The sequence below is a fragment of the Shimazuella sp. NTD248 genome (assembly GCF_059510395.1).
Genome location: NZ_JCAJZT010000010.1, coordinates 1 through 23133 on the forward strand (window position 1 = coordinate 1; position 23133 = coordinate 23133).

Below are 23133 nucleotides of genomic sequence, written 5' to 3' on the forward strand. Positions count from 1 at the left end.
ATTAACAGGTTTGTGATCTCACTCTTCAGTTTTCAAGGAACAACTTCTCTTTTGTTGTCTGTCCGCACTGTCGCGGCGACAAGAAATAATATAGCATGGACAGACTTAAATAGTCAACACTTTTTTTAAAAAAGTTTTTCCTAATTCTATCCGATTTATCCCTTTCAAATGTTCTGCACCCCGCCTATATGAAATAGATGGGGTGCTTGGCTCACTTTTCTCTTTTTATTTTTTAGCTAGTAAGCGTCGACAGAACTGGCTTTACACCTAGTTCTTCCTCTGGATCTTTCTGTGGTTTTTGCTTTGGAATCCACCTTTGAGTGTAAAAATACCAACCCAAAATGGTGAATTTCAGCAATGATGCTACTACTTGCAGAGAGGAAACCACTATCAAGTCCCCAGTCGATCCCCACAAATACAGGGCTGCACCCCAAGCACCATTACTCACTAGGCTGCCGATCAAAGTGATCTTATTCGATCCCGCAGCTTTCAGAGAGTACGTCATGATTTGAAATGCTGTATTAGAACCATGGGTAAACACGAGGAACAAGAGCCACATTTGAGTCAACTTCAACAGGCTCTCATCGTTCGTAAAGAACTGACTTGTCACCCATGGACCAATAAGGTAGGTTCCCATCAGCAGTACAAAACAGCTAAAGGTTCCTACAAAAAGCATCATGGAGGTGAAAGATCGAATCGATTTGTACGCTTCGTCCCCATGGTATTGCGAAACATAGGCAGTGATCAAAGGATAAGCTCCAGTAATCAAAGCCAAGGGAACAAGGGTGATCTGATTTGCCACTCGCTGGGAAGCCAAGACTTCCAAATCATGCCCCTGAAGACAGTGCCAGAAGTATGCAATACATGCTTGAAAACTCAGCTTCTCAAAAATGTAAGGCCACGCTTCTTTGCATGTATCCCACTGAAAACGCCAATCAGGGCGTAGTTTGACGAGAAGGTTGGAAAATCCTCTATGGTAGAGCATGTACACGAGGATAACAGCTTGTACCACACTCGCAACTACATTTGCACAAGCCACGCCCTTGAGCCCCAAATCCAGCACTTTGACCGCTAGGAATCCAAGCGAAACTTGTGTAATAAAACTGCAGGTTGCTGCAATCATCACACTCTTTGTTTCTTTTTGACTATTGAGTGTACTAGCTAGACAGCTTGCAATGGAACTGAAAACGACACATCCCATGATAATTTGGAAATATGGCGCCCCATGCACTGCAACAGTATGTTCAGCTCCACTAATTTCCAGAATTTCTCTTGGAAATGCAATGGCCAGTCCTCCAACTAGCAAACCCAAAAACAGACTAGAGAAGAAAGAGTTATAGGTAATATACTGTACTAGTACCAGATCCCTCTTCTCTTTTGCTTCCTCTTTCACCCGCTGGAGACTAGGTGGCAGATTTTCTAGCTTCTCACTGGTAGATAGTCCAACATATCGACCAGTCGCTTGCTTCATGCCATTTTTGTCTACACTTACGTAGAAAAAGGAAATAATAGCAGTGGCTGCAACACCCGAGATGGCCGCTGTACCCAGATAGGAAAGGAACGCCATGTTGATGAAGTCGCCCAAGACCGTAGAAACATTGGTACAAAAGGACCACTTCGTCTTCTTTAGCACTTCTTTATAAGGAGGCTGCTTTCGGTGCTTCCCATGAGAACTTTTCCTGTGCTTAGCGTGTTTCACCATAAAACCTTTCGTTGAGAACTATTCTCAGTATACAACAAAAAAGAAAAAATCACCTTATCTTTCTGTACTATTTTTACCTGTGATACAATAAGGCCTTGGAGGGGAGGCTCTTCCTGTGCTACTATCAGGCAAACTAAATAAAATACGTACTTTTGCCCTACTCCTTATTTTCATTGGAGTAGGTGTTATGTATATTGGCTTTCTAGTTCCGAGTTGGATGGCATTGTTCATTGCTTTTGGAATGATTTTCGTTCTGGGGAGTGTGGGGATTTACTTTTGGGTTGGCATATTGTCTACGCAGTCTCTTAGAGTCACCTGTCCAGAATGTGGAAAAGATACAAAAGTTCTTGGTAAGAGAGATCAATGTATGCATTGCAAAGCAATTTTATCGGTTGATCCAAAAGATGCACCTGAAACAAAAAAAGAAGAGCCACTGTCTTAGGACATGCGCTCTTCTTTTTTTTCGTGTAATGATTTTTGACAGTTTGGACATGTCCCATAAATTTCAAGGCGATGTGTATTTACTTCATATCCCGTCATCTCACTAGCAGACTTTTCTACTTCCGATAAGACAGGATAGTCAAAGTCCGTAATATGACCACAGTGATGACAAATGACATGATAATGGTCATTCATATTCGCATCGAATCTACTAGAAGCATCCCCATATGTCAGCTCTCTGACCAAACCAGCTTCACGAAACAATCTTAAATTATTGTACACAGTGGCAACACTCATATTGGGGAAGTTATCAGATAAAGATTTATATATTTCATCTGCCGTTGGATGTTGAATACTGGACAATAAATAATTTAAAATGGCATGCCTTTGAGGGGTCATGCGAACTCCCTGTACTTTTAAAGTTTCCACTGCCTCCATCAAGCGGCCGTTAGCCATTTGTTTCACCTCATTTACGAAAATAATTCTAACTTAAGAATAACTACTTACTTATAATCTTGTCAATGTTAGCTTGCCCATATTTGCAATACGGAAGCAGGTCACACATGGAACATTTCGGCTTTCGTGCCATGCACAGTCTCCTGCCATGCCAAATTAATTGGTGATGTGTATCTAGCCATTTTTTCTTTGGTATCTTTTTTGTCAGTTGTTTTTCCGTTTCTACAGGAGTCTCACTTTTTACTAAAGCTAGGCGGTTAGACACCCTCTGTACATGTGTATCGACTGCAAGAGCTGGTATACCAAATGCATTGCTCAAAACAACACTCGCTGTCTTCCTTCCAACTCCTGGTAACTTCTCCAATGCATCTCGTTCCATTGGAACTTGACCATTATATTCTTCTACCAAAATACGACAAGTCTGGTAGATATTTTTACTCTTATTGCGGAACAAACCTAACATCCGAATTTCATTCGCCAATTCATCTTCTGTTAATTGAAGCATCGCTTCAGCCGTAGGATATCTCTTAAACAGACCTTTGGTCACTTTATTCACTTGTACATCAGTAGATTGAGCAGAGAGGATGGTAGCAATAAGCAACTGAAATGGTGTTTCAAATTCGAGTTCACAATGCGCATCTGGGTACATATCTGCTAATATATCGAGAATTTTTTTTGCTGAAACCCGCATCTCCCTACCTCCTAGCTAACTTAACTGCCTCTACAATTAATTCCTCGCTATTTGCATCAAATGGTGCACGATAAAAAGAACCATATCGATTTTCTATCTTAAAGCCACATACAGCCAGCAAATGACTTAACTCAGCTGGAAAAATATAGCGAAGACGGATTTTGGATTTTGTTCGACTGACCGATTTCCCACGTGCATTAAAACGTTCCATATATCTTGTTATATTGGCAATCTGATTAAAAGTATCTAGTTCTGTAAAATCATAGACTTCCATTTCATCATTACCGCTTGGAAAGCTGCCTCTAAACGTATACTTTCCTTCCATATCGATCAGCTTTCGCATATGGGGAACAAAAGCATGGAACGCAAACAATCCACCCTCTTCCAAATGACGGCGAATCGATTTTAATGTGCTAAGTTGGTCACGAATGTTGATCAATTGCAAAAAAGATCGGTCAGGCATAATAATCAAAGGAAACGTCTCACCTGGAACCTGAAAATTTGTGATGCTCGCTTCCACCCATTTAATTCGATGGGATAAACCAAAATCATCAGCTTTCTGCTTTGCGATCGCTAATTTCTCAGTACTAAAATCGACACCAATTACTTCTATTCCTTCTTTGGCAATAGCGATACTCATTCTACCTGTGCCACAACCTAACTCGATTACAGGACCACCCGTTTGTTTTGCTAGTTCTACATAATAATGAATATCTTGATCCATATCTGTCGGATTATTGGCATAAAAATTGTAATATTCCGTCATAATGGGTTCAGTATGGCTCCCCATCCGTTCTCTTCCTCTCCTTCTTATCTAGCTAAGGTTTTCTTTGATAAAAGAAAGTGCCTCTTCTACATGATCTTTAACTTTCACTTTTCGATAAATCTTAACTGCTTGCCCCGCTTTATCAATGATAAAGCTTGATCGTTCAATTCCTATTCCAGTTTTACCAAACATCTTTTTTTCTTTTAAGACGTCATATTGTTTGCAGACAGTCTCTTCTGTGTCGCTAAGCAGTAGAAATGGCAGATCATATTTATCGACAAATTTGCGATGGGATGTGGTTGAATCTCTACTCACACCTATAATAACAGCATTCAAATTCGCAAATTTGTCATAGGCATCGCGAAAATCACACGCTTCAGTGGTGCATCCTGGTGTGTTGTCCTTTGGATAGAAATACAAAACTACATTTTTCCCTCGAAAATCGGAAAGGGAAGACTCCGTTCCATTACTGGAGAGCAATGTAAAGTCTGGGGCAATATCACCCTCATTGATCAAAACAAACACCTCCAAAACATGTATCATATTATTCTATCATTTTTGCCTGGCACTCTGCTATACGATAGCGTTTCTCATTATACTGGATCAAATTCACAGCTCTACTTAGGATTTTCTGATGCTCCTCTTATAATACCAGCAAGGATAAAAATATTAGCTGAGAATTATCCAAAAAAGTCCACACTCGGAATACAAGTTCATGGAAATACATAAAAACCGATCATGCATAATAGCATACAAATAAAGATCATACTATTTCTATTCATCAAGTATTCCACTAAGCTAGGTCCCTGTTATCAGGATACTGAATGAAATGATGGTACTTTTCATAGAAATCTACAGTTTATTTGTTAAAGCAAATAGACCTTAGCTCTGCATCTAATTAAAAACACAAGGAGGAAATGATAATAAAAAAATACAGGAAATATTCGATGTTTGGATTAGTAGCAATTGCACTAGCAATAACTACTTTACTTAATTCCTATTTAATAGAAGTTAAAGCAGATGATGCAAAATCTGCTATAACTGCTCATGGTAAAAAAGACAAGCTTACATTTGTACTCGTTCACGGTTCATGGGCGGACACGAGTTATTTTAAAGAAGTAGCCTCCAAACTTCGCAAACAAGACCACAAAGTTTATGTCCCTGAATATGCAGGTCACGGCACTATGAAAAACATGAAAAACGTTACCCATGAACAAATTACGAAATCCGTTGTGGACTATATCAAGAAGAAAGATTTGAAAAATATAATACTGGTTGGTCATAGCTTTGGTGGCACTGTAATCGTCAAAGTGGCCGAACAAGTCCCTGACCGCATTAACCGACTGGTATTCTTTAATGCTATTGTTCCAAAAGACGGAGAAAGCCTATATGACCAGCTTCCACCACCAATACAAACAACGTTTAGTCAGCTTCTTGAATCTTCTGGTAACGGAACAATTATGCTGCCATTCCCACTGTTCCGTGACGCTTTTGCAAATACAGCTAGTCGTAAAGAAGCTAAAGCATTGTACAGCAAAATTTCCCCAGAACCAGCGAGTCCCTTGTTTCAAAAGTTGGACCTCAAAAAGTTTTACAGTTTACAAATTCCTAAAAGCTATTTGAATCTAACTGAAGATACCGCTATTCCACAAATACCAGGTTACGGTTGGCATCCAGTACAATCCAGCCATCTTGGTTTATACCGTTATATTGAAGGAACCGGTGATCACTTTACAACCGTTCACACTGATCCTGAACAAATTGCAGAGAAATTGATTGAAGCAGGAAGACCATAATCCTTATTATTTTAATGAAAAATAGAAAACAATTAACAAAAATCTACGAACGCCAAAACCATCCTTATTGCTAGTAGGATAGTTTTGGCGTTACATTTAGCTCTCAAATGAGATGTATCCAAGTATGTTCTTCCTATTTGGAGTCACAAAAAATATCATAACTAATATACTTTACCCGATAGCATATCCTACTTATGGATGACAATCATATCCATTTCAGTTGACCTCGTGCAATAACGGGATTATTATAGATATATATTATCTTTAATATCTATTTTAAACCACAGGAGGTAAGTATCATGAAATTGCGCTTTAATCATCGTGAAGTGAATCCCAAAGTATTTGAACTGATGTTACAAATGGAGAAAACGGTATTAAAAACAGGAATTGACCGAACATTATACGAAATGATCAAGATAAGAGCATCTCAAATTAATGGTTGTTCTTACTGTGTCGATTCCCATTCAAAAACTTTTCTAGACAGAGGAGAAGCTGTGAACCGTCTTATTCATATTCCGATTTGGCATGAGTCCCCATTGTTCACAGACAAAGAGAAAGCTGTCCTTGCATTAACGGAAGCTGTTACAAACATATCAATCGAAGGAGTATCAGACCAAATATACGAGAACGTAAGAAAACACTTTGATGAAAAAGAGTATATGGACTTGATTTTGGCGATCAATACCATCAATTCATGGAATCGCATTGGTATTTCCACAGGTATGTTTCCCGGTTGTATCTAGAGTAGTCGAGTAGGCAGGGCCCCTCCTTTTGAGGATTGTGCCAATACCCCTCACAGTTATTGTTAAAAAGCCGCATCCTTCAAAGGCGTCTGAAGAGGCTTGAGCTGATTGCAGGGAAACTCGCACGATCAGTTCTTAGAGGGGAGAGGTGCCTGACCTACCCGACATATGCAACCCGAGCAATACCCCTAATTTCATCAAAATTTGTGATCTTAAATATTTTAGAATATACATAATAACCTATCCTTCAAAATTATATGAGTGTTTTGGTCATTACAAAGTCTATTTGTTCTTCATCACCCATATAAAAAGATTGTGTTCCGGTTTGGAAAAACCCCATTTTCTTATAAAAAGCAATAGCATTTTCATTCTTTTCCCATACACCCAGCCAGATTTTCTTTTTATTACATTCCTTCGCAATTTCCATAGCTGTATTCAACAGATATTTTCCAAGCCCACATTTTTGAAATGTGCTCTTTATATAAATCCTCTCAATCTCAAGTGATTCATCACCCATTTCTTCAAACTGAGCATTTTTGGTATTGACCTTTAAATATCCAGCAACTTCATCATTAAAATAAACAAAAAAGAATTTCGAAGAAATATTGGATACTTCTTGTTCTAATTGTTTTAAGTTAAATGCCTTTTCTAAATAAGCATTCATATTTTCAGGTGAATTCTGATGCTTAAATGTTTCATTGAATGTGTCATAACTAATTTCTTGAAGTTTGCGTAAATCTTCAAGGGTACACTTTTTTATTTTTGTAGTCATTTTCATATCTCTCTCCTTTATTTTACAATTTCACTGCATCTAAAACAAAAAATGGGAAAGAGGTCGAGTAAAGTGAAATATGTTTTTTATGTATTAGGAATTTTAATATTAACCCTTGGTATTTCTTTTACTATACATTCAGACCTTGGAACTTCACCTTTTGATGCACTTTTGGTAGGACTGTCCATAAATGTAGGGCTTACTGTGGGGAGTTGGGAAATAATAATAGCTTTAATAGTAACATGCTGTAATTCATTTTTAAAAAGACAAAGACCAGAAGTTTTCGGGTTGTTAACAGCATTCATAACAGGTATTGGTATTGATATGTGGCTTTTTTTATTGCACAACTTGATAACACCTGAACTATGGTACAGCAAAGTTATTTGTTTTGGAATCGGCTTAGTTATTATCGGATTAGGGACTGCAACATATTTACACACAAATTTCGCACCGATTCCAATTGATCGATTAACATTAATCATACAAGAATTAACTAGAACAAATATATTTTTTTCGAGAACACTCATTTACCTCGTATTCTTGATAATAGCAATGATTTTACATGGACCAATTGGTGTTGGAACTTTATTAACCGTTTGTTTAAGTGGAATAATACTCAATAACTTTATGCCATTTACCAAAAAAGTATTAGACTGCTTATTGATACACTCACATACATCATTAAATGATGATAGAGATAAAAAGCATTCCATATAGATTGCTTTCAGCTTGTCGACAAAATACTTATAGGGATCGATCCATGGAGAACAAAGCAGAGTAATAGTAATCTTATTAGTAGGGAAAGAGAGAAAAATCTACCAAAGGTCTGAAGAACCTGACCGAATTGACATTTCTATCAGCATGTTTCAAGCTATATTTAAGTTTTCATGAGAAAAGAACCTCTTCTTTGAAATCCTTTTCTCATGAAATTTAGCATTCATTTGTTTCTAATCGTATTCCTTGTTTGGTTTTCGGATTTGGAGCCGCAAAAACATCATAACTAAATCCTTTTATTTGGGTGACATGATCGGTAATCCTTGACTCCACAGGACCAAGCAATTCAATTTGTATCGCTTGTCCATCCATTGTCTCTAGTACCACATAACAAACTTTAGGAATCGTCGGTTTAAAAATATTGGTCGTAAATTGAAATTCCACCTCTTCTTTGTCCTTCCAGTCTTCTGTTTCGATGGTCATAAAGGTTTGCGTTTTTAAGTGAGTCACAAACCCTTTAAGATCACCTTGTTTTCCTTTTAGTATCATCGTCAGCATGGAAACTCCCCCTTCCTTACTCCAAACCGCCTAATAATTTCGTAAGATATTGTTGTGCCTTGCGAATTCTTTCCATCTCCAACATCGCAATACAAGAGACCATGGAAACATGAAGGTGCCGTACTTCCTTCATTTTTCCATGACGAATAAATTGACATACTGTCTGCCATTTCGCGGAAGTTACACGCAGCCGATTGGCTTGTACCTCCATTGCTTCTCCATAATAGATAAAGGAATGGAGAACATCGATCAATGCCTGTCGCGAGCGAGCCGCCCGAAATTGTTCGACTAACGATACATACTGCTCCCCTTCACAACAGGTGACCAAAAATCTAGCGATCTCTTTGCCTAACTGGAAGATTTGTGTTTGTTCCAAACCTAACACCTCCATCCGCCTTTTCAAACACAAACTCCACCATATCTCTATCAGGAGAATAAACATACTTCGCAGCATCATAAAAGGCATAACGCTGATCTGTCCTAAGAAACGTGATAAAGTCCCGAACCACTTTGCTCTCTCCTTCAACTTTAATGTTTAACCCCATAATCTGATTCCCCTTATCATCAACTGTGATTGATATTATTTTAAAATATATAATTTAATTTTACAAATATTATATATTTACTGATTATTATATTCAGTTATTGCATATTCCTGTTTTACATTCTCCATTTTTGATTTATTTGTTTATATCCAAAAACAAATAAAGGATAAATGGAGTTTCTTGTCAAATAAGGATGAAAAGTAGGTTTTGTAGGAGATAGAAAAATGTTGAACCTCGATCGGACAAGCATCGGAAGAGTTTTACGCAGGGAGCGTTCTAAAAAAGGCTTGTCATTGAGTAATCTATCCAACATGGCAGCCCATCTCTCTTCCTCCAGTATGAGCAACATCGAACGTGGATTTTCCGGTGTATCAGAGAAAAAAATTATCGAATACTGTGAACTACTCGATATCGACCCTAAGCAGCTACCAAAAATGGTCAACTTAGATAATGATGTAGAAGAAGGCTGGGCAAAAACCTTACTACGGATAGAACAAAAGATTGATTTATTGGGAGCAGAACAAGCACATCGGGAACTCAGGAAGGTTAACGTAGAGGAGAAACATCCTTTGTATGTGGTTTATCTTTATTTGGAGGCACGGTGTTATTATCATAAACAAAACTATGTCAAAGCTAGTGATCGTTTTACACGAGCTTTGCAAGATGTGATCAAATACCCAGACCTTCGTTATTCCAATATTAGTGCTGCTTGTTATAAGGAATTGGGGCGAATCGCTTTTTATTTTCATCACAATTTGGAACAAGCATTATCGTATACGGATCAAGGTCTAGAGGTGTTTAATACTAATGGAGAACGGAAGATTATTAAGTATGCTTTATTAAGTGATAAAGCATCATACCTTGAAAAAATGCAACGGTATCAAGAAACCTTGAAGATACTAGAAATGTTACAACAAGAACAAGATCAGTGGTATCGAAGTAATGAAATTGTTCTAAATATGATGGAAATTCAAGCTAATATCACAGCTAAACAAGGATTTCATGACGAAGCATACCAGCTTGCCTTGGAAGGGATGGAGTTAGCTAGATCACATAAAAATCTGGAACGCGCTTTAGAATTTATCACATCATTAGGTAACATATGTATGTTAAAAAAAGATTATAAAGAAACAGAAGAATGGCTTTTATTTGCTCTACAATTAGAAAAAGAGACTAAAAAAGAGCATTTATTTGTATCAATTTATACTCAGTTAGGATCGTTATATATGTCCTTAGGACAAATGGAAAAAGCACAAAATAATCTACAAAAAGCAGTAGATTTAGGAACAAGAAATGAAGATAGCGTCCGACATCACCATGCTTTGGTTACTTTTGGAGACTACTGCATGAAAGTTGATGATTTCAAACAGGCCCTAAAGTATTATAAAGAAGCTATAACCAATGCTGAACAACAAGCCTCTATTATTGATCCTGATGTCTATGCTAAGATGTCCCGCTGCTACCAAACTACAGACTTGAGCATGGCACAGACCTATATGGACAAGTATCTAAAGGTTAAGTTAAACTGATATCAATTGGACATCAGGAGGTATATAAAATATGACACATACCTATGAAGGAGACCCCGTTGATCCTTAAAAACTTATCACTTTACTTACATAAATCCAGCTTTGATTTACCTAGCTGGATTTTTACATTTCACAGAAATTCCCACAAAAAATTTATCTCCTAAACTTGAACTTGCTTCCTAAGCTCTATCACTTCCTTAAGCAATCTTGCAGCTTTGGCAGGATCAGAATCAGAGAGTTCTTTTATCATTTTCTCCTTTTCTTGTATATCTTTTAATACTGGAGCAGTTTTGATATTTTGCAAATAACTTTGGAGCACATTTTCCGATATGCTTTCTTCAATGATTAACATACCTATCTCAGCCGTTTTGTTTACAAGTTTTGCTACAGGTAAATCTGACATAAATTTCGCGATGTTTGCTTCCTCACCCCGTGAGTAGTAATTATACAGATATTGAGCTATTTCCCTGTAAATATCCGTCTGGAACTCTGTTCCTATATGTGCTTTTACCCATCTGGCAACCGTTTTATTTTGTAACATATGTGCGATTAATAGCATCTCTGACCTTTCAGAAATGGACATATACTTAGACCCAAAAAGCATCCCCTTCATAACAGGTGGCCGTTGATTGACTCTGTTTCTTTTTATGGGACGCTTCTTTAGCTCTTCTCTAATCGCGGAAAATGATATGTTTGTTTCTGTGGAAAGCATATAGAGGTATTGGTCTTGTTCCTTTACTCTGGGGAGAGTGTTAATCAAATCTATGGCTTTGGCAAGGTACATCATTTTTTGATCTTCATCATGCAAATTATATGCTTTTTTTAGCTGTTCAAGCTGAAACAAGGATAGAGGCATTGCTTGTGAAATGATGTCCCGTTGAAATGGATCACTTCCAAACTTACGGATGTAATCATCTGGATCAAAACCACTAGGCATTTGTGCCACTTTTACAATGCAACCTTGATTCTTCAAAAGCTCTGCACCGCGAAGTGTAGCAGACTGTCCAGCAAAGTCGGAATCATAACACAAAATAACATTTTTCGTAATGCGAGAAATCAAATTCGTTTGTTCTTCTGTTAAAGCAGTTCCAAGTGTAGCAACAACAGAGCCTATTCCAGCTTGATAAGCAGAAATAACATCTGTTGTCCCTTCAAACAGAATGACCAAATTGTCTTTTCTTATCGAATTCTTCGCACGGTGCAAGTTAAATAAATTTTTCCGTTTATGGAAAATAAGTGTTTCTGGGCTGTTTAAGTATTTAGGTCCGTTATCCCCAATTAACCTCCCACCAAAACCGATTACCCTACCTTGGCCATCATGTATTGGGATCATAAGCCGATCTCGAAAACGATCAAAATATTTCTTGTTGCCGTTTCGTTCGCTAAATGCAAGTAGACCCGCTTTTTCTAAAATAGAATAGCTGAATCCTCTCCTCCCCAAAAAATCCCTCGCAAAATCAAATGAATCTGGGGCATAACCTATTTGGAAATTTTGGGTCATTTCTGGCGAAATTCCTCTGGATTTCACATATGTAGAACCTTTTTGACCATAAATCGTAGCTGTCAATACATGATGATACAGTTTTGCCGCTATATCTAATGCATCTCGTATCTGTTGAATTTCTTGTTTTTCCAGATCATGGGAAGGAGTATCCATGATGGGTACTGCAATATTTGCTTCATTGGCTAAATAGGTTACAGCCTCTTCAAAAGTCAATTGCATGATTCCCATGACAAAAGTAAACATGTCCCCACCCATGCCACACTCAAAACAATGATAGATTTGTTTTTCTTGCAAAACTGCAAACGAAGTAGACCTATCCGAATGAAAAGGACATTGTCCAAGATGGTAGTTTTCATATTTCTGGACTTGTACATACTCTTGCACCATATCTAATATGTCATAGTGCTTTCGTATCTCGTCCAAAACTTCCCCTGATATATTTCCTTTCAAACGGATCACTCCCCTAAAAGCTACTTCTCTACAATCATTCGAATATGTCTAACTGCTGTATCAATATCACAATTGGTAAATAGCTTGTATGTTGGTACTGATTGAAACAAATGTTTTGCATCTTTTTTTATCAAATCTATTATCTCTTGTTCTTCCGAAAGTCTCAATAGATGAAGTTCTGGATCAACATATTCCATCACTTCTTCGTAGCCAATTGGATAGATACCTGTGTGATTTTCTGTTTTATCTAGTAAAATTACAGCACCTAAACACCCATTTGATTGGAGTTTATTGGGGAACGATGTTTTTAAATTGATTAGTACTTTTTTACTCATGTCTTTGGGATAAATATCTGGTTTAAAATCGGGATAAATATGAATCTCGTTTGATCTAATATAAGTTACCCAAGGCTCTCCCCATACTGTTAAATCGTCATTTATGTGACGTAACACTAAATCATCCGACACATATCGAAAACCTGCTCTCATGCAATTAAGAGACAAGGTAGATTTACCAGCTCCCCTTTTTCCTAATAACATAACCACAGAACCATCTAATTCTACCGCAGAAGCATGAAAACAATAAGAATCACTTTGTCTGTAGACGGTGTAATTTAACAAGACTCTCATAAAACTCCTTACAAACCAGTAAGTGTTCGTCAAATCCTCTGGAGTTAAGAATATAGTTATTTTATTGTTGCTACCTTCGCTAATCCCTACAGTATTATCAAAGAGCCAAATATACCTGTTTTGACTGCAATATTTTCTATGTATTTGTTGAACTGGCAAAGGTGTAGATTTTTCCGTAACAAATATGGAAAGGACAAAGAATTTTTCCTGATAGTTTGATCCACTTTTAACTTCATCAAAAAAATATCCCATCACCTTATCTATAAAAGTAGTATTAGACTCAACCCTCACCAAATAACCTAAGTAGGAAAAATCTCTTCTATAGGTAACAGGATACTGAAATTCACCTGAATCCGGGATAAAAAAATCAATGTCATTCTCAACAATTTGTTTCATGCCATTCTCCCACTTTACCTTGTTGAATTAAAAACTCCTTATTTTCCATTGCATCTTGATTGTTTGGATCTATTCTCAACGCCCTATTTACTGCTGAAAGGGCTTTTTGTACATCTGACTCCGCATAGTAAATGCAGGATAAGTTAATCCAAGACTCTACCAAATTTTTGTTTAATTCAAGAGACTTTTTGTAGTAATATTTAGCTTCATCCAATTTCGACCATTCCTGATATAAATTTCCCATTCGAAACCATACGAATGAATTATTTTCGTGCCTTTTTAAAGCTCTTCGAAGTAATTCCAAAGCCTGATCAAATTCCTTATTGAAATCAATCAGTATCGTGGCAGAGTCTAAGTACCCTTCTACTCGATTGAGGAACTTTATTCTTAATTCCCTTAAAGTTGATAATGCCTTCCCTGTCTCTTCATTCATATACTCAGTGTGAGCTTTTGAAATTAAATGTTCAGGGCTAGGTGATGTCATTTTTTGAGCAGTACAATAACAATCTAGCGCTTCCTTGTATTTTCCCAAAACAGATAAGTAATTTGCTTCCTCCAACTTAAAAAGGAAAAAGTCATTTTCGAAGTCTTTGGTTTTTCTTATCCAATATAGAGCTTTTTCATAATTTCCTTGGAAATACTCAATTTGCGAATAATTATAAAGGAATGTTGCTTGTTCTATTCGAATACGATCATCGGAATAGGGATCAAGAATTTGTTTTGCTTTCAATATAAAAGATTTAGCTTCATCCAATCTGCCTAACTGAAATAATGCAAAAGCTTTCGCATTCATGCAAAAAGCTTTTGATATTCTGTTTTCTTTAGAACTAGTATTTTTCATCTTATAAGAATCCAGCATTGATAATGCATTTACAGGATCTCGGACTATCCTTAAATTAACCATAGCAATATTGTAAATAGAATTCATGATCTTACTTTCGTCATTTAGGAGATGAGCGATTTCTAGCTGTTTATGGGCAGTACTTAATGCCATATCGCCTTGATAATGCACGACAAAGGTAATATATTGACATTGAAGAAGTTGGTATGTATGTTGAATCTCCTCTGGATACGCAACATGTATGAGAGACAATGCTTCATCAATAAATGTTTTGGCAAAATAGTAGAAACCGCCATTCGTGTAGTCTACAGCTACTTTTATAAGAGAACTAAGTAGTTCCCCACTATTGTTGGTTTCACGTAAGTAGTTAATAAACTCTGGCTGGTTATATTTTTTTTCATTACTCTCAAGAGAACATCTTTCGCTAAGTGAATAAGTGGAACAATCATTCTCTTTCTCCTTACCATCTTTAATAGAGGAATGATAATAATTCACCTCTACAAAGCTGTTATTAAAAGAGGAACACATGCTTTCAGCTAAATCCACATTAGAATAAATTAAGTTAATCTTACATGGACAACATCTAGTCAAGACTGTGATAAACTCAATTGAAAGTGAATCTAGTGCTTCGGCATTTTCAATTGTCAACTGAATCCCTTGATTAGCTTCTTCTAATAATTTACTAACCATATAGGCAGCATCTACGGAAACATTTAAACAGTGATCTTTTGGAGGAAATCGAAATGGTTGAATCCATTTTGTTTTTTCCATCAGAGACATTTCACCTGAAACCTCAATCCATAAATCTGTTAATGTAGATTTATAGATATCAAACAATTCCGAATCAAATCTTTGTAGAAAAAACTTAACAGTTTCTCTAGTCACTTGTGATGGTTTCATAATATGTAGATATATGTCAACGCATAATAAATTACTTTCGATACTTTTTAAAGCGAGTTTGGGACAAATAATATTTACAATCCCTTCTTTTTCCTTACACATCCAAAAACCTCCATTCATTGATTATCCATTCTTTTTGCATACATAGACAACTTTCTTACTGTTGGCATAAAGAGGCTGTCTATCCCAAGAAGAAAAACATTCAATAATAGAAAAACCTGTATAACGCATAAGCCTTTCCATTTCTTGTTGATAGGTATATCTCAAACTTATACGACTTACCATTTCCTCCCCCTTTTTGTAACGACGATAGACATTATAGTGTTGTATTTGCGATAAAGGATCATATACGGACTGGTGGTAAAGATCATATTCATTTCCGTTATGGCTTTGAAGCGTACGTTTGTAAATTGGTTGTGAACTTTGTATCAGTTCAGGCGCAGCAGCAAATCTTGTATCAAAAATAAAATATCCTTTAGAAGTAAGCACTTGGGAAATACTTTGAAAAAGCGATTCTTGTGCTTCATTTGTTAAAAAATGCTGAAATGAAGTGCCAACCATTATTACTAAAGGAAAAGATTGATCTAATGTTAATTTCGTACAATCTCCATGAATCCACTTAATCTGTAATCCTAATTTTTTCGCTTTACTTCGTGCCTGGAGTAACATTCCATCGTGTATATCTACTCCTACTAACTGATAACCAAGCTCTGTAAGAGGAATAGTGACTCTGCCTGTACCACAAGCTAAATCAAGAATAGAACATTTTGGATGACTGTATTCTTTTATAAGTGGAATTTCTAGAATTTTAGGATTTTCAATATCATATAATATTGGATCATTATACTCTTCAAGGTTCATCATTGTTGTCATTCCCTCCATTTATACAGGGCAAGAAAGAATCTTTCTTGCCCCAAAATATTAGTTTCCTCCTTGATACCAGTACGCAATTGGTTTGATAATCTTCATGATTTTAATGGAAACTTTTTTCATACTAACACCTCCCCTCATATGGCATTCATTCTAAAACAATGTTTAAATTTTTACAAACATTATATATTTATCCATTATTGATGATTTTTGTTGTATGTATTTGTTTTTAGTTTATATTTTCAAAATTATTCATCTATTGCCAAAAAACAATGTAAGAAAAAGCTGGTTTCATTTCAGATCTTTTAATCTAGAGAGTTAGATAAAATAGAATAAATTATTTAATTTTGAAGAATAGGAATGAGAAGGATATCATGTTTAATAATGATCCTATCGTCGAACCGAATTGATTATAGAACTTCCCTTATACCAACAAAAATCCAGCAGGTTTACCCTAGCTGGATTTTTTACATATTACTAACTATCCAATCATTTAATAGAACATCATCCACCCTAAAAATGAAAGGAAGCTATATAACTCCATATCAGATAAATCATAAGAAAAAACACACTACCACAAAAAATAACGCCGGCAATCATAAATTTTAATTCGGAACTGTTGTATATTTTATAATATTTAGGATTTTTAGGATGGTAGTACACTTTAAACGAATCCCCTGATTTTATATAGTAATTAGATACTGGATAACGGCTTTTGAAACGAAATATACGCTCATCATCGGTTTTTAACGTGATTTCTTGGTATTCTTTTGACCAAAACAAAACATTTACTCGTTTCATTTTTACAGTAACATCTGCAACTTTCGCTAAAGAGGTAAAATTCCATTCATATGGTAATCTCAGTAACAAGATAATAAATACAATAAAACAAAGAACAATTGCGACAAGTATCACGACAGGAAGCAACATTATGTTGGGTAAAAGTATCATGTTTTTACACCTCTTTTCATGCCTACTACTCTATTTTAACAAAAGCGATTCAAGATAATCTTAATCAGAATTTTATTGTCAACTATTCAAATAAATATATTTATTCCCCACCATAAACGCCTTTCTAAATTCAGAAAAAACATCAATATCCTCATAGTTTATATTGTTTCATCTGCATTTCTACAGTAGAGACACCAAACAAAAAAAGGAGTCGCCTTTAGCAACCCCCTCTTAAGACATCGATTAGTAAAACATGTCTTCTGATATTGAGAAATATCATCTAAAGTTTATCGCCACTCAACTATCTCCTCGAGAGTTTGTCTCGCTTTGGGACGTTTGGGATCATCTTGCCGATATCCAAAAGCGACCATACAGGATACGCCGAATTCGTTGTCTTTGATGATCCCTTCCTCTTGTAAAATAGAGGTCACCTGCTTTTTATCAAAACCTTCGATTGGACAAGAATCAATACCAATTTGAGCCGCAGCTGTCATCATATTTCCCAATGCTATATATGTTTGTTTGCTTGCCCATTCAAAAACGAGACGGTCATTATCTTCGAGTTCTGTTTCGACAAAGGATTTATAGAAACCGGAAAGAACGTGAACAACTTCATCAGGCATATGGTGAATTTCTTTCATCATTTTGATTACGTAAGCCGAATCGTGTTTTAAGCCTTTCCTAGCCAATATAACTACAAAGTGGCTAGCTGTAGGCAGTTGTCCTTGGGCCCCGCCGCAGACGGGTTTTAATTTTTCACGAAGGCTCGGATCTTGAACGACAACAAATCTCCATGGCTCAAGGCCTACGGAACTGGGTGATAACCTTCCCGTCTCCAAAATAAAGTGAAAATCTTCATCTAAAATCTTTTTGTTGGTATCAAATGTCTTGCAAGCATGTCTAAACTGGTAAGCTTCTAAAATTTCTTGTTTTTTATTTTCTGTTCCTATCATGTGGAATCAACCTTCCATTTCTGCTTTTTGTAGATGAACATGTGTCAATTTATCCGGGTTTGCAACAGCGTAAAGATTAACGATGCGATTATTCATAATCTGGATAGAAATGACAGATATCGTTTTTTTAGCTGTATATGACGATTCCAGGCAGGCCATTTACCATGGTAATACGGTAAGTTACACTTGCAGACAATTTTTTAAAATTGTCCGCCAAGCCGGAAAAAATCGGTATGTGCCCCATCCACGACACTGCCCAGCATACGGTAAGCAAGGGAGAATAGTAGTGGTTTATATTCAGTATAAATTTGTTCCGTTTTTATGTTTTCCAAGATGACAGCCACCCGCTTTCTTCCTGTTACTCACACTACAGTGGTTTCCCGACCACCCTTACGGCCTGCGAACCTCTTTTAACAATTCTACCATTTTTGTAGGCTCTGCTCTTTTTGTAAAATCAGGATCTACACTCACAAATCGAATTTTTCCTGATTGGTCAATAAGATAAGTTGCCGGAATTGGAAGCTGCCATGCATCATTTCCATTATGTTTTGTAAGATCCGCACCAAATGATCTATAAATATCAATTTGATAATCAGGCAGCTGAAATAGTAAATGGTAGTTTTCAGCAACGCTCCCGTTTCTATCACTTAGAACAAGAAATTCTAACTCGTTTTTTTCTTTTGTCGTGAGGGAAGAATCAGGGGTTTGAGGACTAATCGCAATTAATTGTCCTCCTGCTGCTTTAATGTCTGTTAATACTCGTTGGTAAGCTCTTAATTCAAGATTGCAGTACGGACACCATCCACCTCGATAAAAAGTTAAGATGACAGGTCCTTTTTTCAATTCTTCGTAAAGGGTAATGGAAGAGCCTGTGGCATCTTTTAATGTAAAATCAGGTGCTTGTTCACCAATCGATAATCCCTTTGCTACATTCGATTCGATCAATTCTTTTGTTGCTTGTGCGATCATTTTTTTGTTTTCAGTCATGGCTTCTTTTGGAACGCTTTCTTCGAATTGTTGGATTTCATCAACTAATTTTGTCATTTGTTTCACCTCTTGGATTTTTTCGCAGACTATACCCGAAACCCAATCTGTCCAAATAATAATGTCAATACCTAGTGCGGGAATGATTCAATCAACCATACGAGTTTCTGGATCGCCTATGCCTCCCTTCGCTTTTTATCTATCATTAACTAAGACGGGGAAGAGAGTGGATTTGTGACATTCGTTCATAACTTTTTTCAAATCGGTCGTAGATCACTATGTTAAAAGACCATATAACACTGGAGACAGAAAGCTTTTCTAGACTTAAAAACAGCAGGATGTGTTCATCTAACTTTCTGTTCGATAGTACTTTTTTCTGTTTGCTGTTCTAACAATATTCCTAATAAAGATCAAAAGGAGCCGATCTTCCTGCATACACGGAAAATGATCGGCTTCTTTTGATCTGAAAAATCGTTTCATGCTCGAAAAACTTGATTTTTGCTTTAGCCCCCAAAAATAACTCAGAATCTGTATCTTATCGCAGCAAGTCTCTTATCTTTTTTATCGTATAAACGACAATACCAATTATCACAGCTATCAAAACAGAAAAAATGATAAATTGAGCAACGATAGTTCCCTTATCAAGCCCCAGCATTCTTCTACCCCTTTTTATATGGATACATAAATAGTTGCTGTGATACAAAACAAAACGAGAAAAATAAGACCTAATTTATGGAATGATTTTTTGAAAAAGATGCTGTCTAAAATATATGCAGTAAAACTGATCCAAATAAAGATATAACTTGAAATTGGGTCCTTCCAACCATATATCTTAACCAAGATTAATGACACAATGAATAATCCAATATAAATAAAATATCCATATTCATTTTTATTCAACTAAAACAACTCTTTCCAAATAATATACAGTGTCGTATTTTTGCTAATTTTATTAAATGTAAAATAACACAAAAATCGCTTAAAAAAAAGGAAGCAAGCGATTTTTGTGTGCTGGTTGGTCATCACCAAAATTATTTGTTGACCTTAACGCCTTGGGCGTGGATGGGGGATTGGTCGAAAAGGCCTAACTGGTCTTGGTCTGTGTGGTCTCTCTGGAATCAACGGTCCTTCTGGTAAAACAGGCCTTTGTGGCGGCTCTGGTTCAATGGGGGGGATCGGCCTCTGTGGAACAAGTGGACCTTCGGGTAGTCGTTGCTCTTCCTCTGGTCGTCTAGGTTGTAACACTCGATAGGCTGTATTTTGCAGATTGATAGCTGTACCAATATTAAAGGAAGCAGCACCATCTATTATATTTATGTTAATACATCCTACTTTTACTTTAATCATCAGATTAAACCTGACCTTCCTTGGTCAATTAAATCTGGATCGATATTTATATTACGCTCAAAATCCGCATTTCTGGAAAAATCGCCAACTGGAGAAGATCCCCCGACTGACTTGGAATTGCTCTCTGATCCTACATTGATCGTGTTACCAAAGTTCACGGAGGCGGTGCTGGATACACTGTTGATGCGTAAGTTAAAAATGTTGTTTATGGTTCCCACCGTCTCCTCCTCCTTTGATCATTAGACTTGTTTTCGGTAGCGAAGCTCTAAGACTCCTTTTTTGTATCGCGCTGATTCATATTTAGGCAGCACCTTTACTCCTAAGGGTATTTCCCGCTCAAATATTCCTCGTTTTCGCTCCATCAATGTTGCTTCATATGCTTGATAAGGAGACTCAAATGTTCCTTTTAACTTAAGATTTGTATCTTCTACCGAGATATCAATGGTGTGTATATTTTCCATACCCGGTAGATTTACTACCACGATAACTTCATTTCGTGATTGATACACATCTGCCGCTGGCTGTGAGGGGGAAGAAGCTGCCGTAATATTACCCATTTCTTGAAAAAAATCTTCTCCAAGGAATGCTTTAGCAAGTTCATGAATCTCAGCAAAGCTCTTTTTTGTCAATGCAAAAAACCCCCTCTTTCTGTCGTTAGCCTAGTTTATGCGTCATGAGATGAGATGGTCACCCCATATACTAAAAGAAATGCTTACAGTAAATGGAGGGAAATGATATGTATGACCCTTATTGGCAATACTTCGAGTATCTCAGACAAGAAATAGAAAAAATTCGCGAGGAAAATAATTCTTTGCGAAAACAAATTGAAGAACTAAAACCTATACACATTGAGCGTATGGTGTATAAAATCCAAGAACTCAATATTGAAACCTTAAGTGGTATGTTAAACCTCGGCATGAGCCTTAACGGAGATGGAGAAAATATGACAGAACTGGCAGAAAAAATCGTGAATGAAGAAGGGGTTTCTGTCGATTTTGGACAAAAAAAAGAGCAGGTTAATTCCCCGCTCCCCGATAATGACGTATCCCACGATTCCAAAGCAAAACAGCAATGGAAAAATACACAAGACCCACCACAGGGGTAATGTAGGCATAAAAACGCCAATCTCCTCTATCTAATAAAAAGCTTGCTGGATAAAAACCAACAAAGGCAAATGGCAGTATCCATGTCAAAACAAATTGCACAATCCGATTATAAATATTAACTGGATATCGACCATAATTGCTCACATTAAAGACAATCGGTTGAATATCTGTTTTGGAGTCCGTATATAGACTAACACTAGTCAAGGCAATAAAGATCCCACCATAAACGAGAACTCCTCCCAAGGTGAACAAAATCATCAAAACGGGATCATACCAAGCCCAGTCCAAATCGAGCTGAGAAGCACCATAACCCATTACACAGAGGCCTGTGACCACGCCAATAAGTGATTCTGGTGTCATCGATTCCATAATAATCTGCAAAAGACTATGAACGGGTCGAGTCAGTACTCGATCAAGTTCACCTTTGATAATGTAGCGGTCATTAAAACTCCAAAGATTGAAAAAGGTACCAAATATCGCCCAAGGCAATAAAAAATAACCATAAATAAATACTACTTCTGCTTGATTCCATCCGCCCAATTGTTTCGTATGCCCAAAGACAACTACGATAAATATCAAGTTGAAGGACTGAGAGATTAAATCGGTAAGAAACTTCACGACCAAATCAAAACGATAGGCAAGTCTTGCCTTCATATATTGTTTCACATATTCCCAAAATATTTGAAATTGTACCATCTCAACCACCTTGCACAATTAGCGTTTTGCGTGCTTTCGCCCAAAATCCCCAGCAGATCAGACCTAAAATGATCGTCCAAACAAACTGAACTCCAATCGCTGGTAACCACTGCTCAATACTCAATCCTTTTACTAACGTATTGCTTGGAATATAGCTGATTGCTTGGAATGGCAAAAAGGCAAATATTTTTTGCAGCACAGTTGGAAAAAAAGTAATCGGAATGATTAACCCAGATAACAAATCTACCAAAAATCTTTTTGCCCAAAGTATTCCTTGATTGTCTAATAGGAAGAAAGCAAATAAACCCACTATCAAATTTACTTCAACGTTAACAATAAACCCAAATAATAAACTGATTAAAAACTGTGTCCATATAAGTGGATCGGTTGGGAGTTGAATCGGATAGATGAAAGCGACAATAATCATCCCCGGAATACTAAAAAGAAATAAACGAAATAGACCTTCTCCAAGTCCCTGAAATACTTTCACCATCAAATAGCTGTAGGGCCGGATTATTTGTATAGCAACAGAACCATCCCGTATTTCTTCTGCTATTTCCCGATCCAGATTATTGTAATAAAAAGCACGCGCCATCCAAGAAACTGCGATATAGGTTGCCATTTGAATAGCAGTAAACCCTTGTATGCTAGGTTTTCCACCATAAACAGCATGCCATAAAAATACATATGCCCCGATGTTAATACTGTAAATGATAATCCCGCTATAATAGTTTACACGGTAAGCCAACATCATCAGAAATCGGATGCGGATTACCTCTTTATACATAGCCAG

At 36.7% G+C, this 23133-nt stretch carries 28 protein-coding genes; 6 read left to right on the forward strand and 22 right to left on the reverse strand.

Features of this window, described 5'->3' with window-relative positions; all coding sequences use genetic code 11:
* Positions 1-232: 232 nt before the first annotated feature.
* Positions 233-1699, reverse strand: coding sequence for an MATE family efflux transporter (locus AC5WOE_RS17935; RefSeq protein ID WP_496053161.1), 1467 nt, complete (start codon positions 1697-1699; stop codon positions 233-235).
* A 118-nt stretch (positions 1700-1817) separates the two neighbouring features.
* Between AC5WOE_RS17935 and AC5WOE_RS17940 the strand changes: the two genes are divergently transcribed.
* Entirely contained in the window at positions 1818-2144 is a 327-nt protein-coding gene (locus AC5WOE_RS17940; protein ID WP_240877050.1) for a YgzB family protein, read from the forward strand.
* Here AC5WOE_RS17940 and perR read toward each other — a convergent pair.
* The 4 genes from perR to bcp are packed head-to-tail and all read right to left on the reverse strand — an operon-like array spanning position 2141 to position 4569.
* Positions 2141-2599 carry a peroxide-responsive transcriptional repressor PerR gene (perR, locus tag AC5WOE_RS17945; protein WP_496051489.1) on the reverse strand — a complete coding sequence of 153 codons (459 nt, stop codon included), beginning with the start codon at positions 2597-2599 and terminating at the stop codon, positions 2141-2143. The genes AC5WOE_RS17940 and perR overlap by 4 nt on opposite strands.
* Before the next feature lie 43 nt (positions 2600-2642).
* Positions 2643-3290 carry an endonuclease III gene (gene nth, locus AC5WOE_RS17950; RefSeq protein WP_496051488.1) on the reverse strand — a complete coding sequence of 216 codons (648 nt, stop codon included), beginning with the start codon at positions 3288-3290 and terminating at the stop codon, positions 2643-2645.
* Positions 3291-3294: 4 nt separating this feature from the next.
* Positions 3295-4080, reverse strand: coding sequence for a class I SAM-dependent methyltransferase (locus AC5WOE_RS17955; protein WP_496053162.1), 786 nt, complete (start codon positions 4078-4080; stop codon positions 3295-3297).
* Between the two features lie 24 nt (positions 4081-4104).
* Positions 4105-4569 (reverse strand): thioredoxin-dependent thiol peroxidase, encoded by a 465-nt coding sequence (gene bcp / locus AC5WOE_RS17960; RefSeq protein WP_496053191.1) that lies wholly within the window; start codon positions 4567-4569, stop codon positions 4105-4107.
* 434 nt (positions 4570-5003) lie between these two features.
* On the opposite strand from bcp, the gene AC5WOE_RS17965 reads away from it, so the two are divergent.
* Both AC5WOE_RS17965 and AC5WOE_RS17970 read left to right on the forward strand, forming a co-directional pair.
* Positions 5004-5852 carry an alpha/beta hydrolase gene (locus tag AC5WOE_RS17965; RefSeq protein WP_496053163.1) on the forward strand — a complete coding sequence of 283 codons (849 nt, stop codon included), beginning with the start codon at positions 5004-5006 and terminating at the stop codon, positions 5850-5852.
* Between the two features lie 299 nt (positions 5853-6151).
* Complete coding sequence (locus tag AC5WOE_RS17970; RefSeq protein ID WP_496051485.1) at positions 6152-6595, forward strand: carboxymuconolactone decarboxylase family protein; 444 nt, start codon at positions 6152-6154, stop codon at positions 6593-6595.
* A 253-nt stretch (positions 6596-6848) separates the two neighbouring features.
* Here AC5WOE_RS17970 and paiA read toward each other — a convergent pair whose 3' ends face one another.
* The gene (paiA, locus tag AC5WOE_RS17975; protein ID WP_496051493.1) at positions 6849-7367 is read right to left on the reverse strand and encodes a spermidine/spermine N(1)-acetyltransferase; all 519 of its coding nucleotides are present in this window, start codon (positions 7365-7367) and stop codon (positions 6849-6851) included.
* A gap of 72 nt (positions 7368-7439) precedes the next feature.
* Between paiA and AC5WOE_RS17980 the strand changes: the two genes are divergently transcribed.
* The gene (locus tag AC5WOE_RS17980; RefSeq protein ID WP_496053164.1) at positions 7440-8084 is read left to right on the forward strand and encodes a YczE/YyaS/YitT family protein; all 645 of its coding nucleotides are present in this window, start codon (positions 7440-7442) and stop codon (positions 8082-8084) included.
* Positions 8085-8297: 213 nt separating this feature from the next.
* Here the strand turns inward: AC5WOE_RS17980 and AC5WOE_RS17985 are convergent, their stop codons facing one another.
* Genes AC5WOE_RS17985 through AC5WOE_RS17995 form a run of 3 tightly spaced genes read right to left on the reverse strand, consistent with a single transcriptional unit; the run spans position 8298 to position 9184 of the window.
* On the reverse strand, positions 8298-8639 hold the full coding sequence (locus AC5WOE_RS17985) for a hypothetical protein (protein ID WP_496051483.1): 342 nt from the start codon (positions 8637-8639) through the stop codon (positions 8298-8300).
* Positions 8640-8655: 16 nt separating this feature from the next.
* Positions 8656-9015, reverse strand: coding sequence for a hypothetical protein (locus AC5WOE_RS17990; protein ID WP_496053165.1), 360 nt, complete (start codon positions 9013-9015; stop codon positions 8656-8658).
* Positions 8972-9184, reverse strand: coding sequence for a hypothetical protein (locus AC5WOE_RS17995; RefSeq protein ID WP_496053166.1), 213 nt, complete (start codon positions 9182-9184; stop codon positions 8972-8974). The genes AC5WOE_RS17990 and AC5WOE_RS17995 overlap by 44 nt, the downstream gene beginning before the upstream one ends.
* Positions 9185-9408: 224 nt before the next feature.
* On the opposite strand from AC5WOE_RS17995, the gene AC5WOE_RS18000 reads away from it, so the two are divergent.
* Positions 9409-10713, forward strand: coding sequence for a helix-turn-helix domain-containing protein (locus tag AC5WOE_RS18000; RefSeq protein WP_496053167.1), 1305 nt, complete (start codon positions 9409-9411; stop codon positions 10711-10713).
* A 160-nt stretch (positions 10714-10873) separates the two neighbouring features.
* Here the strand turns inward: AC5WOE_RS18000 and dnaG are convergent, their stop codons facing one another.
* The 11 genes from dnaG to AC5WOE_RS18055 form a co-directional block, all read right to left on the reverse strand.
* Positions 10874-12667 carry a DNA primase gene (gene dnaG / locus AC5WOE_RS18005; RefSeq protein ID WP_496053168.1) on the reverse strand — a complete coding sequence of 598 codons (1794 nt, stop codon included), beginning with the start codon at positions 12665-12667 and terminating at the stop codon, positions 10874-10876.
* A gap of 20 nt (positions 12668-12687) precedes the next feature.
* Positions 12688-13692 carry an HPr kinase/phosphorylase gene (locus tag AC5WOE_RS18010; RefSeq protein WP_496053169.1) on the reverse strand — a complete coding sequence of 335 codons (1005 nt, stop codon included), beginning with the start codon at positions 13690-13692 and terminating at the stop codon, positions 12688-12690.
* The gene (locus AC5WOE_RS18015) at positions 13676-15535 is read right to left on the reverse strand and encodes a tetratricopeptide repeat protein (protein WP_496053170.1); all 1860 of its coding nucleotides are present in this window, start codon (positions 15533-15535) and stop codon (positions 13676-13678) included. The genes AC5WOE_RS18010 and AC5WOE_RS18015 overlap by 17 nt, the downstream gene beginning before the upstream one ends.
* 21 nt (positions 15536-15556) lie before the next feature.
* Positions 15557-16297, reverse strand: a complete 741-nt coding sequence (locus AC5WOE_RS18020) for a class I SAM-dependent methyltransferase (RefSeq protein ID WP_496053171.1) — start codon at positions 16295-16297, stop codon at positions 15557-15559.
* A gap of 519 nt (positions 16298-16816) precedes the next feature.
* A complete protein-coding gene (locus tag AC5WOE_RS18025) occupies positions 16817-17254 on the reverse strand; it encodes a DUF3592 domain-containing protein (RefSeq protein ID WP_496051475.1) in 438 nt (145 codons plus the stop codon).
* Between the two features lie 287 nt (positions 17255-17541).
* Positions 17542-18207 (reverse strand): NAD(P)H-dependent oxidoreductase, encoded by a 666-nt coding sequence (locus tag AC5WOE_RS18030; protein ID WP_496053172.1) that lies wholly within the window; start codon positions 18205-18207, stop codon positions 17542-17544.
* A 200-nt stretch (positions 18208-18407) separates the two neighbouring features.
* Positions 18408-18551, reverse strand: coding sequence for a hypothetical protein (locus AC5WOE_RS18035; protein ID WP_496051495.1), 144 nt, complete (start codon positions 18549-18551; stop codon positions 18408-18410).
* A gap of 46 nt (positions 18552-18597) precedes the next feature.
* On the reverse strand, positions 18598-19251 hold the full coding sequence (locus tag AC5WOE_RS18040) for a peroxiredoxin-like family protein (RefSeq protein ID WP_496051472.1): 654 nt from the start codon (positions 19249-19251) through the stop codon (positions 18598-18600).
* 984 nt (positions 19252-20235) lie between these two features.
* Positions 20236-20538 carry a hypothetical protein gene (locus AC5WOE_RS18045; RefSeq protein ID WP_496051471.1) on the reverse strand — a complete coding sequence of 101 codons (303 nt, stop codon included), beginning with the start codon at positions 20536-20538 and terminating at the stop codon, positions 20236-20238.
* The gene (locus AC5WOE_RS18050) at positions 20538-20756 is read right to left on the reverse strand and encodes a spore germination protein (protein ID WP_240877064.1); all 219 of its coding nucleotides are present in this window, start codon (positions 20754-20756) and stop codon (positions 20538-20540) included. Before AC5WOE_RS18050 ends, AC5WOE_RS18045 begins: the two co-directional genes overlap by 1 nt.
* Before the next feature lie 21 nt (positions 20757-20777).
* The gene (locus AC5WOE_RS18055) at positions 20778-21167 is read right to left on the reverse strand and encodes an Hsp20/alpha crystallin family protein (RefSeq protein ID WP_496051470.1); all 390 of its coding nucleotides are present in this window, start codon (positions 21165-21167) and stop codon (positions 20778-20780) included.
* Between the two features lie 107 nt (positions 21168-21274).
* On the opposite strand from AC5WOE_RS18055, the gene gerPC reads away from it, so the two are divergent.
* Positions 21275-21643, forward strand: a complete 369-nt coding sequence (gerPC, locus tag AC5WOE_RS18060; RefSeq protein WP_496051469.1) for a spore germination protein GerPC — start codon at positions 21275-21277, stop codon at positions 21641-21643.
* On the opposite strand, the gene AC5WOE_RS18065 is transcribed toward gerPC, so the two are convergent.
* Positions 21555-22340, reverse strand: a complete 786-nt coding sequence (locus AC5WOE_RS18065) for an ABC transporter permease (RefSeq protein WP_496051468.1) — start codon at positions 22338-22340, stop codon at positions 21555-21557. The genes gerPC and AC5WOE_RS18065 overlap by 89 nt on opposite strands.
* Before the next feature lies 1 nt (position 22341).
* Positions 22342-23133, reverse strand: coding sequence for an ABC transporter permease (locus AC5WOE_RS18070; protein ID WP_496051492.1), 792 nt, complete (start codon positions 23131-23133; stop codon positions 22342-22344).